Annotated in this window: 19 protein-coding genes; 7 read left to right on the forward strand and 12 right to left on the reverse strand. The window is 40.4% G+C overall.

Annotated features, from left to right (window positions below; genetic code table 11):
* Positions 1-208: 208 nt before the first annotated feature.
* Positions 209-973, forward strand: a complete 765-nt coding sequence (locus tag WDB87_RS11525) for a class II glutamine amidotransferase (protein ID WP_286246756.1) — start codon at positions 209-211, stop codon at positions 971-973.
* A 73-nt stretch (positions 974-1,046) separates the two neighbouring features.
* Here WDB87_RS11525 and WDB87_RS11530 read toward each other — a convergent pair whose 3' ends face one another.
* The 5 genes from WDB87_RS11530 to cmoA all read right to left on the reverse strand — a co-directional run bounded on the left by WDB87_RS11530 (position 1,047) and on the right by cmoA (position 5,408).
* Positions 1,047-1,784, reverse strand: a complete 738-nt coding sequence (locus tag WDB87_RS11530) for a DUF3108 domain-containing protein (RefSeq protein WP_337849968.1) — start codon at positions 1,782-1,784, stop codon at positions 1,047-1,049.
* 16 nt (positions 1,785-1,800) lie between these two features.
* Positions 1,801-2,448 (reverse strand): phosphoribosylglycinamide formyltransferase, encoded by a 648-nt coding sequence (gene purN, locus WDB87_RS11535; RefSeq protein WP_089347262.1) that lies wholly within the window; start codon positions 2,446-2,448, stop codon positions 1,801-1,803.
* Positions 2,448-3,500, reverse strand: a complete 1,053-nt coding sequence (gene purM, locus WDB87_RS11540; RefSeq protein ID WP_286246760.1) for a phosphoribosylformylglycinamidine cyclo-ligase — start codon at positions 3,498-3,500, stop codon at positions 2,448-2,450. The genes purN and purM overlap by 1 nt, the downstream gene beginning before the upstream one ends.
* A gap of 201 nt (positions 3,501-3,701) precedes the next feature.
* The gene (gene cmoB / locus WDB87_RS11545) at positions 3,702-4,670 is read right to left on the reverse strand and encodes a tRNA 5-methoxyuridine(34)/uridine 5-oxyacetic acid(34) synthase CmoB (protein WP_286246762.1); all 969 of its coding nucleotides are present in this window, start codon (positions 4,668-4,670) and stop codon (positions 3,702-3,704) included.
* A gap of 12 nt (positions 4,671-4,682) precedes the next feature.
* Entirely contained in the window at positions 4,683-5,408 is a 726-nt protein-coding gene (gene cmoA, locus WDB87_RS11550; RefSeq protein ID WP_004588942.1) for a carboxy-S-adenosyl-L-methionine synthase CmoA, read from the reverse strand.
* A 116-nt stretch (positions 5,409-5,524) separates the two neighbouring features.
* On the opposite strand from cmoA, the gene WDB87_RS11555 reads away from it, so the two are divergent.
* Positions 5,525-6,214, forward strand: coding sequence for a DUF3334 family protein (locus tag WDB87_RS11555; RefSeq protein ID WP_055013885.1), 690 nt, complete (start codon positions 5,525-5,527; stop codon positions 6,212-6,214).
* A gap of 225 nt (positions 6,215-6,439) precedes the next feature.
* On the opposite strand, the gene WDB87_RS11560 is transcribed toward WDB87_RS11555, so the two are convergent.
* Together WDB87_RS11560 and WDB87_RS11565 are read right to left on the reverse strand one after the other, a co-directional pair.
* Entirely contained in the window at positions 6,440-6,937 is a 498-nt protein-coding gene (locus WDB87_RS11560; protein ID WP_337849947.1) for a M48 metallopeptidase family protein, read from the reverse strand.
* Positions 6,938-6,950: 13 nt separating this feature from the next.
* Entirely contained in the window at positions 6,951-7,799 is an 849-nt protein-coding gene (locus WDB87_RS11565) for a DUF72 domain-containing protein (protein ID WP_337849948.1), read from the reverse strand.
* A gap of 247 nt (positions 7,800-8,046) precedes the next feature.
* Between WDB87_RS11565 and aspS the strand changes: the two genes are divergently transcribed.
* Positions 8,047-9,825 carry an aspartate--tRNA ligase gene (gene aspS, locus WDB87_RS11570; protein ID WP_337849949.1) on the forward strand — a complete coding sequence of 593 codons (1,779 nt, stop codon included), beginning with the start codon at positions 8,047-8,049 and terminating at the stop codon, positions 9,823-9,825.
* A gap of 958 nt (positions 9,826-10,783) precedes the next feature.
* Positions 10,784-11,518 (forward strand): alpha/beta hydrolase, encoded by a 735-nt coding sequence (locus tag WDB87_RS11575; RefSeq protein WP_286246775.1) that lies wholly within the window; start codon positions 10,784-10,786, stop codon positions 11,516-11,518.
* A gap of 50 nt (positions 11,519-11,568) precedes the next feature.
* Here WDB87_RS11575 and WDB87_RS11580 read toward each other — a convergent pair whose 3' ends face one another.
* Positions 11,569-11,892, reverse strand: a complete 324-nt coding sequence (locus WDB87_RS11580; RefSeq protein ID WP_337849950.1) for a hypothetical protein — start codon at positions 11,890-11,892, stop codon at positions 11,569-11,571.
* A 124-nt stretch (positions 11,893-12,016) separates the two neighbouring features.
* On the opposite strand from WDB87_RS11580, the gene WDB87_RS11585 reads away from it, so the two are divergent.
* Positions 12,017-12,763: an alpha/beta hydrolase gene (locus WDB87_RS11585; RefSeq protein ID WP_337849951.1), complete on the forward strand. Its 747-nt coding sequence runs from the start codon at positions 12,017-12,019 to the stop codon at positions 12,761-12,763.
* 105 nt (positions 12,764-12,868) lie between these two features.
* Here the strand turns inward: WDB87_RS11585 and WDB87_RS11590 are convergent, their stop codons facing one another.
* The 3 genes from WDB87_RS11590 to WDB87_RS11600 form a co-directional block, all read right to left on the reverse strand.
* Positions 12,869-13,441, reverse strand: coding sequence for a hypothetical protein (locus WDB87_RS11590; RefSeq protein WP_337849952.1), 573 nt, complete (start codon positions 13,439-13,441; stop codon positions 12,869-12,871).
* Positions 13,438-14,049 carry a hypothetical protein gene (locus WDB87_RS11595; protein ID WP_337849953.1) on the reverse strand — a complete coding sequence of 204 codons (612 nt, stop codon included), beginning with the start codon at positions 14,047-14,049 and terminating at the stop codon, positions 13,438-13,440. The genes WDB87_RS11590 and WDB87_RS11595 overlap by 4 nt, the downstream gene beginning before the upstream one ends.
* 152 nt (positions 14,050-14,201) lie before the next feature.
* Positions 14,202-15,404, reverse strand: a complete 1,203-nt coding sequence (locus tag WDB87_RS11600; RefSeq protein ID WP_337849954.1) for a bifunctional alpha/beta hydrolase/OsmC family protein — start codon at positions 15,402-15,404, stop codon at positions 14,202-14,204.
* A gap of 266 nt (positions 15,405-15,670) precedes the next feature.
* On the opposite strand from WDB87_RS11600, the gene WDB87_RS11605 reads away from it, so the two are divergent.
* Positions 15,671-16,510: an isopenicillin N synthase family dioxygenase gene (locus WDB87_RS11605; RefSeq protein WP_286246781.1), complete on the forward strand. Its 840-nt coding sequence runs from the start codon at positions 15,671-15,673 to the stop codon at positions 16,508-16,510.
* Between the two features lie 181 nt (positions 16,511-16,691).
* Here WDB87_RS11605 and WDB87_RS11610 read toward each other — a convergent pair whose 3' ends face one another.
* Positions 16,692-17,156: a DUF1801 domain-containing protein gene (locus WDB87_RS11610; protein ID WP_337849955.1), complete on the reverse strand. Its 465-nt coding sequence runs from the start codon at positions 17,154-17,156 to the stop codon at positions 16,692-16,694.
* A gap of 94 nt (positions 17,157-17,250) precedes the next feature.
* Between WDB87_RS11610 and WDB87_RS11615 the strand changes: the two genes are divergently transcribed.
* Positions 17,251-18,645: a DEAD/DEAH box helicase gene (locus WDB87_RS11615; RefSeq protein WP_337849956.1), complete on the forward strand. Its 1,395-nt coding sequence runs from the start codon at positions 17,251-17,253 to the stop codon at positions 18,643-18,645.
* The last annotated feature ends 109 nt before the right edge of the window (positions 18,646-18,754 follow it).

Raw genomic sequence — 18,754 nt, forward strand, 5'->3', positions numbered from 1 at the left:
ACAAACTCGCTATTTTGCATATCATTATTCCCTTTATAAGGAACGAGCATACACCACTGCTGTGTTTAATTCAGTCATAGCGATTATTTAAGCGCTAAAAATCAGTAAATCAGCTAGCCAAAAAAGTTTTTTTAAGTAAGTATATCTGTTGTAGCGAACAGCAAAGTACAGCGCTATTTATACGTATTTTTTAAGGGTTAGTTTATTAATGTGTGAATTACTTGGCATGTCGGCCAACGTACCAACGGATATTTGTTTTAGTTTTTCAGGTTTATTAGAACGCGGTGGCAATACCGGCCCGCATAAAGATGGCTGGGGTATTACGTTTTACGAAGGCAAAGGCTGTAGAACCTTTAAAGATCCTGAACCGAGCTACCAATCAGAAATTGCCAAATTGGTAAAAGCCTATCCCATTAAAAGTGTGTCGGTCATTAGTCATATTCGCCAAGGAAACCGTGGTCGAGTGTGCCTTGAAAATACCCACCCGTTTACCCGCGAGCTTTGGGGGAGGGAGATCACATATGCACATAATGGCCAGTTATCTAACTATCACGATTTAAAACCAGAGTATTATCGCCCAGTGGGCAACACCGACAGTGAACTGGCGTTTTGTTGGCTGCTTGATAAAATTCGTGAAAAATACCCTAAACGTCCCTCCAATATGGCCTCTGTTTTTAGATACGCTGCAAAGCTTTCGCATACGCTGCGTGAAAAAGGCGTATTTAATATGTTATTGACCGATGGCGTATTTGTATTGGCGTACTGCACTAATAACTTACATTACATAACGCGCCGTGCGCCATTTGGTAAAGCTACATTAATTGATGCTGATATGGTGGTTGATTTTAACGAAGAAACCACACCAAACGATATAGTTACAGTAATAGCTACACGGCCATTAACCAACGATGAGCGGTGGCAAAAAATGCAGCCAGGGGAGTTTGCGTTATTTAAAATGGGTGAGCTTATTTAGTTAAATAGCTCAAAAGCAATCACAAAAAAACGCGATATAAAATCGCGTTTTTTTGTGATTGCTATCACCGTGTTTACGGCGCTTCTGATCTTACTTCGCTGGTTTCGTTTACTGGAGTAGAAACAGGTTGGGTAACAGTAAATGAATTCATTTGAACTTCAAACTGCTCCATGCCTTTTTCACCTTTCCACATTCGTACTAGCATGTAATCCATTTCTGGCGCAAACCAAGCAAGAGCTTGTCGTTTATCGTTATCATATAAACGTTTTACTTTTATCGCTTCTACGTTACCAATTGGCAGCGAAATCATTTCCTTGCCAACCACTTCAAAATTGTAGTCGCGGCGATTGCCCTTTTTATCAATAAGCGGAAACGAAAAATAAGTTTCGCCTTTTTTTAAGCCTTCGCGTACTTGTACTTGATACGAAATAGCATCTTGAAATTCGTCAGTCCATTCGCATTTTAGCGGGTATTCGCTAGTGCTGCTGGTTACCACCTTGTTTTGTGTATCAAAGTCTATTTTATAATCTTTATCTGGGCCGGTGCCGGTACGCACCATATTGTAATGATGAGGGGTAACTTTGTTATTTAAAAAAGTAAATACAGAGGTTTCTTCTCGCTTGTCAGAGAAAATCATCCACTCAATATTGCTGTGATAAGTAAGTTGATACGTTTGCTCGCCAACTTTTTTAAGCTCACGTACTGCCTCGCCATGATTTTTACCTTTGCGTAAAATATCATAGCTTGCTTGATACTGGGTTAATTCGCCTGCAATTAGGCTAGTAGGAAGTAAAGCGCCCACACATAACAGCAGGGCACTTATTTTTTTATTGTGGGTAGTGCGCGCCGTGTGCAGGAAGTTGTTTTTCGTCAAGAACTGCATAATCTGCTTCCATAGTAAGTCGTTGTTCACTGAACCATTTGACCACCAAAGGATAAATTATATGCTCTTGCTCGTGCACGCGTTTAGCTAATGTTTCTGCTGTATCATCCTTGAGTACAGGTATTTGCGCCTGAAGAATAACCGGACCGCCGTCTAACTCTTCAGTTACAAAGTGAACACTTACGCCATGAACATCGTCTTTTGCATCAATTGCTCTTTGGTGGGTATTCAGCCCCTGATACTTAGGCAACAAAGATGGATGAATGTTCAACATTTTTCCAACATATTTTTGCACTAAGCTAGGAGTAAGAATACGCATAAACCCAGCTAATACAACTAGATTTGGCATAAAAGAGTCAATAACGTTCATTAATTGCGCATCATAGGCCTCGCGCGAGTCAAAATCTTTGTGACTGAGCACTTTTGTAGCAATACCTGCTTGTTTTGCTCGCTCAAGGCCGTAAGCGTCTGCTTTGTTACTTATTACAGCCGCTATGTGTCCGTTTATTTCGCCGCGCTCACAGGCATCAATAATGGCTTGTAAATTAGAACCACTACCCGATATTAATACCACTAAGCGAATGGGTGCCATTACTTAGCACCACCTACAATTTCAACTTGCTCTTCGCCAGGCGCCGCATCGTGAATTTCACCAAGGTGCCATGCGTTTTCGCCAAGCTCTTTTAAAATACTTAAGCTTTGTTCAAGCGCATCGCCTGGTACTACTAATACCATGCCTACACCACAGTTAAATGTACGGTACATTTCGTGCGTAGTAATATTGCCGTTTTCTTGCAACCAGTTAAAAACGGTTGGCCACTGCCAGCTATCACCTTTAACTACTGCTTTTGCAGAATCGGGTAATACGCGCGGAATGTTTTCCCAAAAGCCACCGCCAGTAATATGCGATAGGGCATGCACGTCTACTTGCTTAAATAACTCAAGTAACGGTTTAACGTAAATACGGGTTGGCTCAAGTAAGTGCTCGCCTAGTGTTTTGCCGTCAATAACTTGGTTCGTATCGGCGTTTGATACTTCAAGCACTTTACGAATTAAAGAAAAGCCGTTTGAGTGCGGACCGCTAGAGGCAAGGGCAATAAGTTGATCGCCGGCTGCTACTTTTGTGCCATCAATAATTTTAGATTTTTCTACTACACCGGTACAAAAACCGGCCATGTCGTAGTCTTCACCATCGTACATACCTGGCATTTCAGCGGTTTCGCCACCAATTAGCGCACAGCCCGAAATTTCACAGCCTTTACCAATACCGGTTACTACATCGGCCGCTGTGTCTACATCTAGTTTACCTGTTGCGTAGTAATCTAGAAAAAACAGGGGTTCAGCGCCTTGTACTATTAAATCGTTTACACACATTGCAACTAAATCAATACCTACAGTGTCGTGTTTTTTTAGGTCGATAGCTAAACGTAGTTTAGTACCTACACCGTCAGTACCTGCTACTAGTACTGGCTGTTTGTAACCTTCTGGAATTTCGCAAAGAGCGCCAAAACCACCAATTCCGCCCATTACTTCTGGACGACGCGTTTTTTTAACTACGCCTTTAATACGCTCAACAAGTGCATTACCAGCGTCGATATCTACGCCCGCATCTTTATAGCTTAATGACTGTTTTTGTTCGCTCACAGGTTTTCCTCAAATAATTGCTTGGGGTTGCTTTTCGATAGCTTAGAAACGCGCGTATTTTACAACAATTGCAACTGCGCGGCTAGCTCAAATATAGTTTTGAAATAATTAACAAGGACACTTGTCCGCTGCCTGTTGTTTAAATAAACAAAAAAACGCCCGCAGGCGTTTTTTTAGTAATTAAAGTCGTTAAATTAACAGCTATGCTTTTGCAGTTAAAATAGCTCTAAGTGGTGCAGGGTAACCTTCAATGGTTTTACTGGTGTCGTTTGGATCTAAAAAATCAACTAACGATTCGTTTTCCATCCAGTCGGTCTTGCGTTGCTCGTCAAGCGTAGTAATTGCACAATCTTTTATTTGCACATCTTTAAAACCAACGCGCTCCATCCACAGTTTGAGTGCAGCAGTACTTGGAATAAACCACACATTACGCATTTTTGCGTAGCGGTCGGTCGGTACTAGTACGGTGTTTTCATCGCCTTCAATCACTAACGTTTCAAGCACTAACTCGCCACCTGGGCGAAGCTGCGCTTTTAACTGCGCTAAAAAATCAATTGGCGAGCGGCGGTGATACAGCACCCCCATTGAAAAAACCGTATCAAACGCTTTAAGCTCGGGTAGGGCTTCTACACCAAGCGGTAATAAGTGTACGTTTTCGTCTGGGTTGTAGTGTTTTATAGCTTGAAACTGACATAAAAATAAATCAGACGGGTCAATACCCACCACAAATTCAGCGCCTTCACCGCGCATACGCCATAAGTGGTAGCCAGAGCCACAACCTATATCTAATACTGTACGGCCTTTTAGTGGCTCAATATGAGGAAGCAGGCGGTCCCATTTCCAATCACTTCGCCATTCGGTGTTTATTTCAATACCATGTACAGTAAAGGGGCCTTTGCGCCAAGGCATCATGCGTTTTAATAAGTGCGTGGCCTGTTTTTGCTCGCCTTCGCTCATCTCACCCGGTGCGCCAATTTCTACTTTAGTGGCGATATCAACATGGGTTGTTTTTACTTCTGGCAAGTTTTTAAGCACTTTTTGCCATTTTGGTAAATCGCCATGGCTTGCCTCGTTTTGCCAATGCTTTAATTGAGCGGGCAGGGTTTCTAGCCAGTGGCTAAGCGGGCTTTGTGCAATTGCTGCGTAAAATTGGTTAAACCATTGAGACATAAGTCACTCTCTTTATTTAATTGCTACCATCGAGCAAAAATTAAAACATTGATACCACACCTGCGTTTGGCTAAAACCAATGTCGCTTAAACGATTAAAGTGAGTGCTTAGGGTATCGGGGCGCATTACGTTTTCAATGGCTGTACGTTTTTGGCTTATTTCAAGCTCTGAGTAGCCATTGTGGCGTTTAAAGTCGTGGTGCAAATCAATTAATAGGTTATCGCACTGCTCGTTTTCGGCTTTAATTTTTTCGCTAAGTAGCAGTACGCCACCGGGTTTTAAGTTAGCGTAAATTTTTTCAAGCACGGCTTGGCGCTGCAAAGGCGGAATAAATTGCAAGGTAAAATTCATGGCCACAACCGACGCGTTTTGAATCTCAAGCTCGTTAATATCGCCCAAAGTTACTGTAACCGGCACGTCTGACTTAAAGCCTTGTAAATGAACCTTGCAGCGCTCAACCATAGCTTGTGAGTTATCTACAGCAATAATATGGCAGTTGTCGGTACGAATATTACGGCGCATACTTAGAGTAACCGCACCAAGCGAGCAACCTAAGTCGTAAAGGTTTGAATTACTTTGCGCATATTCTCCCGCCAATTTACCCATAGTGCTGACAATGGTGGCGTATCCAGGCACAGAGCGCTGGATCATATCCGGAAAAACCTCAACCACATTTTGGTCAAAGCTAAAATCTTTTACTTGTTGCTCAGAGGCGTAAATACTGTCTTTTATACTCACTAAGGCAGTCTCTTTAAAAATAATGGCACTATTTTAACATTTTATACTGGATAGTCAGTGATAAATTCAGTAGCTTGGCTAGAATTATGAATAATAAGTATAAAAGAGAACGTTAAATGAGCAAAAGTAAGGTAATTAGCACAGACGATATATTAGCAACCCTATGTCATTCAGTGACGGGTGTTCTTTCATCAGCCAGTGGTAACGAAATTAGCTACTCGGCTATGGTGCAAAAAATAACGCGCACTTGTATGCGCCCAGATATTGGCTGTTTTGTATTATTTGATGGAGGCTTTACAGGGCTGGTGGTAACCAACTTTACTGCGCAAGCCGCAATGGAGATTTATGGCGATTACATGCGTAACATGGGCATGCCAGAAGAAGAAATTGCTCACAGTCATTTATCAGATGACGTTTCAAATGTAATGGGCGAGCTGATGAACCAAATTGTAGGTGACTTTACCTCTAAAGTGCGCGAGCAATTACATACCTCTATTACTCAAAACCAACCAAAAATGATGGCCATCAACAAGCAAGTGCAAATATCGGTTGATACCACTATGGATCGCCCACAAGCACGCCGCGTAACCTTTACCACGCGTAACCAAAACATCTTTTATCTAGAGCTGGCAATGGATAAAACAGAGTTTATTAAACTACACGACTTTGACATTGTAGAGGCCATAGACCCAGACGATATTATCGAAAACGAAGCTAAACAAAAGGCTCAAAAAGAAAAAGCTAAGTCAAAAGAAGCAGAGCAAGATGATGCCGATGACGACTTTATGGCTGAGCTAGGGCTGTAATGTAGGTTGGGTAGAGCGAAGCAAAACCCAACGTGCTTTTGAGCTGTCAGTTTTAAGCTATCAGCGGTCAGTAAAAAAGTTACCAAAGAAAACGCGATGTTAAATCGCGTTTTTTATTATTAAGAACTTTGATTATGAGTTAGGTTGTATTTATATTTTCGCTGACCGCTGACCGCTGACCGCTGACCGCTGACCGCTGACCGCTGACCGCTGACCGCTGACCGCTCATGAATACGGATTCTCTCCCATCGCTACCATCACACAAAATATCCGTAAATCCAGCTCCAACTGATGATACTGCGGCTCCATGTGGCAGCACAGTTTATAAAAGCTTTTGTTGTGATCTTTTTCTTTAAAGTGGGCGAGCTCGTGTACGACTAGCGCTTTTAACAGTGGCTCGGGGGCGCGCAGTAAATCGCTGTTTATGGCTAAATCGTGCTTACGGGTTTTACCTTGCATGCGGTAGGTGTGTGTACCGAGTGCGTTGGTAACCATATCACCTTGTTTTTTAAATGCAGCGCGGCCAAACGGTGGGGCATTTTTTAAATACTGTTTTTTAAGTTCGGTGGCGTAGCTGTAAAGTAGTTTGTCGGTGGTTATGGTGTGCGCGTGTGGGTACTTTTTAAGTAAGTAGTCACATACCTTGTTGTTATTTATAAGGCTTAATACTTGCTCAACAATATTAGCGGGATAGCCGGTAAAGTAACGTGCGTATTCACTCATTTTTATTCTCTATTTAAAAAAGCGTTGGCTGGTGGGCTTCTTTTTCGCCACTGAAAGGGTTTAATACTGGGTGATTATACCCTAGGTCTTTGCAAAACTGCCTAGCGAGTAGTGGAGATTCACGGTTATCGGCGGTATGAAAAAACACATACGGGGTTTTACCCTCATCAAGCCATTGCTTTACTTTACTCAGCCACGGCTTATAAAAGGTTTGGTAGTCGTTTTGTAAATCGGCTATTACAAAGCGCGCCATAGGCTGTGAACCGGTAGCTATTGCATGTACAGGTAAGTGCGGCTTTTTTTGTTGTGCATCTATTAACGCTTCGGTGGTGGGCTTTACTGCAAACAGCGCACGGGTATCCATAGCAATACGGTTTATATTATTTGCCATTAATAGCTGATTAAGGGCTATTTCGGCCTCGCCTTTTTTAAAAAAATCGCTGTGGCGTACTTCCACCCCGTAATTTAGCTCTTTAGGTAATAAATCAATAAATTGTGTAAGTTTAGGTAAGTCGTTTGGACCAAATGCTTTGGGTAATTGCAGCATTATTTGCCCCGTTTTTTCAAGTAAAGGTGCAAATAACGTCAGCCAATCGGTAAGCTCTGTTTGTACATTACTAAGCGCAAGCTCGTGGCTAAAACGACGATGAAATTTAAACGTAAATTTAAAGTCATCGGGTACGCTCTGTGCCCAGCGTAAAACTGTGCTTGGTGCTGGGTCTGCATAAAAGCTGGTGTTGCCCTCTACTGAGTTAAAATGCTGGGCATATTGGCTTAGCATATCGGCGTTTTTACATTGGCGGGTAAATAGGTTGCCTTTCCAGGCGCTGCTCGACCACTGAGGGCATCCAATATATAACATAAAAAGGGTGGCTTAATGACTTCGTGGCGCTAGTGTAACAAATACAGGCGATGCTTGCTTTAAATTAACATTGCAAAGGTAAACACGCCCTAGCATCTTAATACTACTTGGGTATAATGCAGGGCTTAATTTGATTATTTTTAGATTGCTAGCGGCTTTATTTGTATTGTGGTGACCAGTTTTTTAAATCACACGCCTTAAAACAAATAACTTTAACCGTTTAAGCCTTTTATCTGACAGGAAAACTATGCGCTCTATATATTGCGGACAGCTAAATAAAACTCACGTAGATCAAGAAGTTGAACTATGTGGCTGGATCAACAAACGACGTGACCTTGGTGGACTTATCTTTGTCGATTTACGCGATAGAGAAGGTTTAGTACAAGTTGTATTTGACCCAGAAGTTGAAGGACTAATGGATACCGCTAACAAACTTCGCCAAGAGTTTTGTGTGCAGTTAAAAGGGGTTGTACGTGCACGTCCAGAAAGCCAAGTAAATAAAGACATGGCAACCGGCGAAGTAGAAATTTTAGGTACTGAGCTAACTATTATTAACCGCTCTGAGCCGCTTCCGCTTGATTTTAATCAAACAAACTCTGAAGAGCGCCGCTTAAAGTACCGCTACTTAGATTTACGTCGCCTTGAAATGAGCGACCGTATTAAATTGCGCGCTAAAGCAAGCAGCTTTGTTCGTCGCTTTTTAGATGACAATGGCTTTTTAGACATTGAAACACCGGTACTTACAAAAGCAACACCAGAAGGTGCACGCGATTACTTAGTACCTAGCCGTGTTCATAAAGGTAGCTTTTACGCATTACCACAGTCGCCACAGTTGTTTAAGCAATTGTTGATGATGTCGGGTTTTGACCGTTATTACCAAATTGTTAAATGTTTCCGTGATGAAGATTTACGTGCCGATCGCCAACCTGAATTTACCCAAATAGATTTAGAAACCTCGTTCATGAGCTCTGATCAAGTACGTGGTATGACTGAAAAAATGATCCGTGAAATGTGGCAATCATTATTAGACGTTGATTTAGGCGATTTCCCAATCATGCCTTACTCTGAGGCAATGAGCCTTTACGGTTCTGATAAGCCAGACTTACGTAACCCTATGAAGCTTGTTGATATAGCTGATTTAGTAAAGGATGTAGAGTTTAACGTTTTTTCTGGCCCAGCTAATGACGAAAAAGGCCGCGTTGCTGTATTAACAGTACCAGGTGGCGCTAAGCTTTCGCGTAAGCAACTTGACGATTACACTAAGTTTATTGGTATTTACGGCGCTAAAGGCATGGCGTGGATGAAAGTGAACGACCGCGATGCAGGCGCTGAAGGCGTTCAATCTCCAGTGGCTAAGTTTTTAAACGAAGAGGTAATTACCCAGTTACTTGAGCGTACTAACGCACAAACGGGCGACATTATTTTATTCGGTGCCGATAAACGCAACGTTGTAAACGAAGCAATGGGCGCGCTTCGCTTGAAGATTGGTGTTGATTTAGAAATCACTAACCTTGATAGCTGGGCGCCACTTTGGGTTGTTGATTTCCCAATGTTTGAAGAAGATGACGAAGGCACGCTACATGCTGTGCATCATCCATTCACAGCACCAAAAGATATTAGCGCAGCAGAGCTTGAAGCAAACCCAGCAGCGGCTATTTCTGATGCCTACGACATGGTATTAAACGGCTACGAAGTAGGTGGTGGTTCGGTACGTATTCATAATGCTGATATGCAAGAAGCCGCATTTAGAATTTTAGGTATTGATGCACAAGAGCAACAGGACAAGTTTGGCTTTTTACTTGATGCCCTTAAATACGGCACACCACCACATGCTGGTTTAGCTTTTGGCCTTGACCGCTTAGTTATGCTTTTATGTGGTACCGATAATATTCGTGACGTTATTGCGTTCCCTAAAACCACTCAAGCATCGTGCTTATTAACTGATGCGCCTAGCAAAGCGAATAGCGACTCGTTAACTGAGCTTGCAATCAGTGTGGTAGAAAAAGCAATTCCTAGCGAAGAGTAATACCGCGCGTAACAAATGCGCTTAGCTAGATTTAAAAACCCTTAGGAGTATGCCTAGGGGTTTTTTTATAGTTAAATTTAAAGCAGTTCATACCAATCATGTTAAGTTACTAGTTTATTTAGCACGCTAGTATAGTTATACCAATGCGCAATAATACTTAATCATTTTTAGGGGCTAAACGTGTCGCTATCAGCGTTAAAAAATTCTAATTTAGAACAACTAAATAGCGAATTTTTTGCCTTGCTATCAACACGCTTTTCACCCTCAAAATAGAACGCTTAATTATGCTGATAGGTATTAAATATTTAAGTACATTGATATCAAATATTGTTCAATAGAGAAGGCGCTCTTATGTCGTTTAATCTCACATTATTTGGTGAACTTTTAGCATTTGTTGGCGGATCCTTAGCGGTATTTCCGCTGTTTGGCCTAACTTTTATCGCTTAAGTAACGCTTAACTATTACCCACCTTTTACTTGCTTATCAGCCTATAAGTAGGATTGATTTGAAACACTCATCAAAATTCAAAGTGTTATACTTATCTGCAATAATGAAGATCGAGTTTGACACTTGCTGCGTAAAAAGTTTGCAAACTTGTAAAGCTAAAACTAAAAAACTGCCATACTATTAAGCAAGGAAAGTGACTTATATCATTGCGCAATAATACTTAATTATTTTGCGTGACTAAACGTATCGCTACCGGTGTTAAAAAATACTTATTTATAACAAATAAATAGCGATTTTTGCCTAGCTATCAACACGTTTTTCCAGACTCAAAATAGATCACTTAATTAAGCGAATTGGTTTAACATGGTTGATAACGTAACTTTTGTAAGCTGCTCTTCTTTCGTATGATATAAATATTATTGCAAAATATGGAATTTATGCCCAATTGATAAGGTCATATTGTTTTAAAGGCATTGTTGTAATTCACAATAATTAAGCAGGTTAAAGAATAATGCGAGATAAATTAGCTGTTTTAAGTATATTTTTGCTGATCATACTAAGCTTTTCAGGTTATGCAAAAAGTAGCAGTAATAACAGCTCTACTGCACTGAACATGCCTTTAAAAATAACGCAACCAACTAATGGTGCGTTATGTAACAGTCAGGCTAAATGTCCGGTTGTTATTGTCATTTCTAATTTTGGGGTAAGTAACAGTGATTATACATTTGTGAGTAAAGCATTTAATCAGCGTGGTTATTTGAGTGTTGTTATGGCAAATGAGTTTAATGGTGCACTTTGGAATTATCGCGATAAAATGGGTTTATCAGTACGGTATGAAAACTGGCAACGTGCTGTTAATACGGTTAAAACAGTTATCGAGCAACTTACTATTTTATACCCTAAATATGATTTTTCTGAGCTGACACTATTAGGGCATTCTAACGGAGGAGATATTTCTGTTTTGTTTGCGACAATTCACCCAGATAAAGTACATACTGTTGTTACATTAGCTAATCGGCGTATGCTTTTGCCACGTAATAAAAAAATACGAACTTTAACACTAAGAACTGATGATGCTGAATTAGATAACCGTTTACTTTTGAGCAATGTTGAATTGAAACATTACCCAGTGAAACAAATAACAATAGCAAATGCGAGTAAAGATGACATGCATGATGGTGGCCCTAAATGGTTGGTAGAGCGAATAAGTAAAGAAGTAGAATTATTTTTAGATTACCCCTTTTGATTTATAACTATTCTTTAAGAAGCTATTTTAAAAATAGCTTCTTATCTTTTTTAACAGCTAGGGCCGTTTTTGTTACGTGCGCTTGCCAATGTGCGGGCAATTTCAAGCAGTGCAGGGGTGATGTCATCAGCGCCGTCTTTAATTAATTTGGTTACATCGCCAGATGAATATAAGCTATCGCGCGGCGACTTAATGCCCAGTTCGCGCACAAAGTCTTTTGTTTTGCCTGTGCTGCCTGTTTCAATAAATTTAAAAATAATACGCTCGTTATTACTTTTTGGCTCGGCCTGTAACACGGCAATTTCTTCTTTATGGGCCTCTATTCGACTTTGTAAAATGTCGATACGTTGTTCAATAGTGTTGTATGATTTCATGGGTACTTTTCTAAATTAACTAAAAATAATACCCGTATTATCGCATACATTAGCAATGGCGCGCGCTAACCTTTAAAGTAAAAGTTATTTTTATTTAAAAACAATAATTTATATAAGTTAAAACATGCATAAAACAATAAAAAAGCTACTAACATTGAATGCATTTAGTCTAAGCGCGAGTTTAATATCACCATTAAGCTTTGCTCAAATTGATGTAATAGTGGATCAAAGCCGCAATCGAACCATCCCTATCAATATCACACTTCCAAATAACAGTAGTAAATGCAGCGTACACGCAAAGTGCCCTGTAGCATTTGTTAATGCGGGCTACGGCATTAGTCACACTAACTACACGTTTGCCAGTAAGCTATTTAATGCACAGGGTTATTTAAGCATTGCAGTCGCGCATGAGCTTAAAACCGATCCTGCGCTTAATCGTATGCAGCCTTACTTAACTACCCGCATGGAAAACTGGCATCGCGGTGTGGTAACACTTAAGTTTTTAGTTAATCAGCTCAGTGCGCAATACCCTGAGTATGACTTTTCTCAGCTGACGTTATTTGGGCACTCAAACGGCGGCGATATCTCCGCTTTATATGCTTCAATTTACCCAAATGAAGTAAGCCAAATAATTACCCTCGACCACCGCCGCATGTTGATCCCACGTAATAAAAACATACGCGTGCTTACACTGCGTGGTAGTGATTATCCAGCCGATGCGAATGTTTTATTAAATGAAACAGAGCTTAAAGAGTTTCCGGTTAGCCAAGTAATGATTGAAAAATCGCGCCATAACGATATGTATGATGGCGGGCCAACATGGCTGGTGGATAAAATGAATAAAGAAGTAGGGGCGTTTTTAGATAATTAGCCAAGATATATAATCAAGCCAACTCTAAGCTGGCTTGATATATAAAGGTTTAAGCTGACGCAGAATTTTGAGTGGTATTAAACAAAGTATGTATATTATTGCAGGTTACCCTTGCGGCGTAGCAAACTGTTTTATTGGCCGTTGTTTTATTTCCATATCTTTTGTAGGAATAGCTAGGAGTGAATATTTCGTTCTTATGGTAATGATATCAGCAAACTTACCGTTAATGTACAAGTTGACGAACGGTGTAATTGTACTTACTAAGTATTTTTTTTCAGGGTTTAAAGCAAACCTTTCTTCCATGCCTTTTAGCTCAATAAACTTTACTTCAAGCGGTTCGAACTCTATCGAGGATAATTTTTTGTGTGCACGCCGGCGCCCTTGTATAGGTTGTTCAGGGACCTTTGCATTTGGGTTTTCTGCTCTTATTGAGAAGTATTCGTCCACTTCATATATGAACATTGAGTTTAAGTCGATACCTTGTTCATTGAAAGCGAGAGAGCTTAATTTAACTTGATAAGGCGAAGTATTTGCCAATCTTATACTAGTTATACATTTAGTATCTATATGACAAAATGTATAAGAAGATGCAGCAATAGGACCTTCGATAACTTCTTCAGAGTTGGCAAAAGTAGAGTAACTAATTAAAAGAAATATAATATTGATCAAAGTTTTCATTGGGCTGTTCGCACTGCATTTTCAAAAAGATATGCCGAATATAGCAATGTATCTCTGTCTTCATTAGTTTGATAAATCTGTGCCTTTTGAGCGATGAAATTAAGATCCTTTATAGCAGTTCTCGCGTTATATGCTGTATCTTCAGAAGTCCAGACTGCGTGACTAAACTCATGAACAATAGTATCTACTTTTCTATCAGTACCTACGCTAAAAAAACTCTTGCCAAATCCTATAATTCCATATCTGTCATAATAGGTAGCATCGCCAAACTCAGCACATTTATACAATTTTTGTGGGGTCAAATACATAGAACCAATAAGGTTAATTACTTTACGCGCTTGGCTGATTAAAAATGTTCGTGTTGCTTCAAAATTAATTGAATTAACAAAACCATATTGTTTCATAATTGATTCGAATTTTTCTTTTTTCTTTTCATCTAAGTTAGCAGGGTTGTGCAATATATTAATAAAAGTTGTTAATGCTTTTGGGGTGATTAGCATAGCTAATTCAATTTGTTTTAGCTCAGATAAAGTTAACTCGATACCTGTTTTGTTTGTTACTTCGTAAATTGAAAAGTTGTTGCGCTCATAGTAAGTATTTTTATTCATACTGTTTATACCTATCCTTGGTTGTATAATTTCACTAACAAATTACTAGAGTTGTACCTATTATTCAACCCCTATATTTTATCTTAGATTGTGAGATTGCTTTATTGAACATCTAAGATAGCGCAGCCACAGCTGCGCTATTTATGTTTTAGTTACTCAACTAACTCACTGACTACAATTGGGCTGTTATGCAGGGTTTTATGCACTGGGCATTTATCGGCTATTTCTAGCAGGCGTTGGCGTTGTGCTTCGGTTAAATCGCCGCGTAGGGTAATTTTACGGGTGATGGCTTCAAGGTTTTGTGTGCACTCGCCATTGTCGCAATCTTGGTAGTAGTCGCGGGTGTGTTCAAGTTCCACTTTTACATGTTCAAGCGGCAGCTTTTTTAAACTTGCGTACATACGCAGTGTCATTGAGGTACAGGCGCCTAGGCCTGCGAGTATATGGTCGTAAGGATCGGGGCCTAAATTACTGCCACCTACCTTTAATGGCTCATCGGCAAGCCACGTATGATCTTTTGTACTGACGTGCTGAGTAAATATATGGTCTTTTTCTTCAACCAGTACTTTGCCGTTTTCTAATTTTGCGCTGTAGCTATTTTGCTCATATTTAACGTAGCGGGTAGCCCAGTTTGCAATCATGGTAGCGGCGTAATCAGCATCGTTTTTATTACTTAGTAGGTGATCAGCGTTATCTAGGCTAATAAAACTTTTAGGGTGCTTAGCACTGCTGTAAATTTTTTCGGCTTCAGAAATATTTACTGTGGCGTCAATTGGCGAGTGCATAACTAACAGGGCGCGTTTTAGTTTACTAATATGGCTTTTATCGTATTTTGCTATGTCGTCTATAAATTGCTTTTTAATAGTAAATTCACGACCAGCTAAGCTCACTTTAGCCTCGCCTGCAGCGTTTATTTCCTCTAAATGGGCTTCAAAGTTATGTGTAACGTGTTGTGCATCTGATGGTGCGCCAATGGTAGTAATAGCCGATACCTCAGGAATATGCTCTGCAGCAGCCAGTACGGCAGCGCCGCCTAAGCTGTGGCCAATTAATAATTGTGGTGCATCAAAGTGCGTACGCAGGTGATCAGCTGCGGCCACTAAATCTTGAATGTTGGATGAAAAGTTACTGTTGGCAAAGTCGCCGTCGCTATTGCCAAGGCCGGTAAAGTCAAAGCGCAGTACGGCAATACCTTGCTGGGTAAGGGCGCGGCTTATGCGCGTAGCGGCAGCAATATCTTTACCGCAGGTAAAGCAATGTGCAAATAAAGCATAAAACTTTACATCGCCTGCTGGACGTTCAAGCTGGCCTGCAAGTTCTAAATCGCCGCTTTTAAAAGATACTTTTTGTCGCATAGATGAGCCTTAGTGTTTCATTAAAATACGTTAAAATAATAGATAAGATATAAGCACTAATGAGTGCAATTTCAATGTTTTTTATATTTTGATCTCGATCAAGTAAGTTGTTTACTAATTCACCTTGCGGACATTTGTCCTTATGTTTTTAGGGTGGTTTGTCTATCCTCGCACAGCGCTATAATTAAGGCTTTGCTACTTTATTTTGGCATATTAGCTATATTTAAAGCGGCACTGTTCTTACAACCTATTCACTGGAACGTACAATGCAATTACCTACTGTTGATTATAAAGCTCCCGATGCGGCTGCTCAATTTGTTGAATCGTTAAGAAACACCGGTTTTGGTGTATTAAAAAATCACCCAATCCCGCAATCTTTAGTTGAGTCTATTTACGAAAAGTGGCAAGACTTTTTTAACTCAGAGCAAAAGCACGACTTTTTATTTTCTAAAGAAACACAAGACGGCTATTTTCCGCCTTCTGTATCTGAGGTAGCTAAAGGCTTTACAGTAAAAGACATTAAAGAGTACTTTCATGTTTACCCTAAAGGCCGTGTTCCAGCGCAGCTTGAAGCTGACGTACGTGAGTACTACCGCTTAGCTAACGAATTTGCAGCAACGCTTTTAAGCTGGGTTCAAGCAGAGGCACCAGCCGATGTACGTGCTAAGTTTTCTATTGATTTAAAAGACATGATTGCTGATTCTGAGCAAACATTGCTACGTATTTTGCATTACCCACCAATGACGGGTGACGAAGAGCCAGGTGCTATTCGCGCTGCAGCACATGGTGACATTAACTTATTAACTGTATTACCGGCGTCAAACGAGCCTGGTTTACAAGTTCAAAAAACCGATGGTGGTTGGTTAGACGTACCGTGTGATTTTGGCAGTTTAATTATTAATATTGGTGACATGCTACAAGAAGCGTCGGGTGGATATTTCCCATCGACTATTCACCGTGTAATTAACCCAACGGGTAAAGCGTCGACTAAGTCGCGTATTTCTTTACCGCTGTTTTTACACCCACGTCCGGATGTTGTGCTTTCTGAGCGCTACACTGCAGACAGCTACCTACAAGAGCGTTTACGCGAACTAGGTGTTAAATAACATTATATTTATTAAGTTAAATATAAACCAAAAGCGGCTTTTAGCCGCTTTTGTTGTTTTTAAGCAAGGTTATACCAATGAGCAATTATGTTTAATCATTTTAGAGGCCAAACGTGTAGCTACCTGCGTTAATAAATGCTCATTTACGACTTCATGAATACAGAGCAATTGTTGAGAACAACTAATTTTTTGGGTAAGTTTGCTTCATAATTAAAACCGACTCAGCAATTATTTGCTCAAGTATAGCTAAATCGATATTTTCCAATCTTGTCACGTACAAACAGCTTTTACCTAGGCTATGTTTACCAAGCTTATTTAATAATGCCGCTATTTTGGGGTGACCAAAGCCAGGCATAATATAAATAGAAAGCTTAGTTTTGCGCGGTGAAAACCCCGTAATTGGCCATTCACCTGTGCGGCCGCAGTCGTACTTATAGTTGTATTGGTCAAACCCTATAATATCTTTACCCCATATAACAGGCTTTGCCCCTGTGACTTTTTCAAACAGGGTTAGTAAGGTTTGTGTGTCTTCAATACGCTTAGAATCTATACTTTCTAGGCATTGCTTAAGCGTTATTTGGTTTGCTTTAGTTTTTAATGTCATCGCGTTGATTTGTATTGTTATTAGCTGCTTTAAGGTTAGCACTTAATTTGCTAAGTGAATATTTTCATGCATTTCTAAGTTAGTTGCGTATAATGCGCCCTTGGCCGGTTTGGCCTTTATTTTATTGAGAGATTTTATGAGTTTTGATGGTTTAGGTTTATCACAGTCTTTAGTTAACGCGGTTTTAGAAAAGGGCTATGAAACGCCAACGCCTATTCAGGCTCAAGCAATTCCTGCAATTATTGAACGTCGCGATGTGATGGCGGCTGCACAAACGGGCACAGGTAAAACCGCTGGCTTTACGTTACCGCTAATTGAGCTGTTATCTAAAGGCAGTAAAGCAAAAAGTAACCATGTACGCGCGCTTATTTTAGCACCCACGCGCGAGCTGGCTTTGCAGGTAAGCGAAAACGTTGAAGAATACGCTAAGCATTCAGATGTAAGTTCGTTTGTAGTGTACGGCGGCGTAAAAATAAACCCACAAATGCAGCGCCTTCGTAAAGGGGTTGATATTTTAGTGGCAACGCCTGGGCGTTTAATTGATTTACATAATCAAAACGCAGTTAAGTTTGATAGCGTTGAAGTGCTGGTTCTTGATGAAGCTGACCGCATGCTTGATATGGGCTTTATTCACGACATTAAACGCCTTATTGCTAAAATGCCTACTAAACGTCAAAACTTAATGTTTTCGGCAACGTTTTCTGATGATATTCGCGCTTTAGCAAAAGGGTTAATTAACGACCCTGTTGAAATATCAGTAGCGGCAAAAAACACCACAGCTAAAAGCGTTACACAAAGTGTGTATGCGGTTGATAAATCACGTAAAACAGCTTTATTAAGCCATTTAATTCGTAGTAACGATTGGCAACAAGTTTTAGTATTTAGCCGCACTAAACACGGTGCTAACCGTTTAGTTAAACAACTTGAACGTGACGACATAGTAGGCGCCGCTATTCATGGTAATAAATCACAAGGTGCCCGTGTTAAAGCATTAGATGGCTTTAAAAGTGGTGAAGTACGTGTGTTAGTTGCCACCGATATTGTGGCACGTGGTCTTGATATTGTTGAGCTTCCGCATGTTGTAAACTACGACTTACCAAATGTATATGAAGATTACGTACACCGTATTGGCCGTACAGGTCGTGCTGGTGCATCGGGCCATGCTATTTCGTTTGTAACAGTCGATGATGCTGCCGACTTGTACGGCATTGAACGCTTTATAGGTGAGCTTATTCCACGAGCTGAGGAAGAGGGGTTTGAACCAACTAACCCAGTACCAGAGCGTGCATTAGATGCTCGTCCAATTAAACCTAAAAAACCTAAAAAGGCAAAGCAGCCGTTTAACAAACCAAAGTCTGATAAGCCTAATAGCAAAAAGCCTAACAATGGTGGTAACGGTACTGGCCCTCGTCGTGGTGGGTCTAAAAAGCCTGCGGCTAAAACAGATGATAATGCACAAAACCCGTGGGCAAAACGTCAATCGGTTGGTGGTAATGGCCAGCGCCGTCGTCGTCCAAATAATAACGATTAAGCATTATTAATGATTGTATTGGCCTTTAATTAAACGCCAATAAAAAACGCGCTCCCTTTTTAATAAAAGTAGCGCGTTTTTTATTATCTGTTATTTATACTTAATGTAT

It is taken from the genome of Pseudoalteromonas sp. C12FD-1, from assembly GCF_037414265.1.
GTDB lineage: Bacteria > Pseudomonadota > Gammaproteobacteria > Enterobacterales > Alteromonadaceae > Pseudoalteromonas.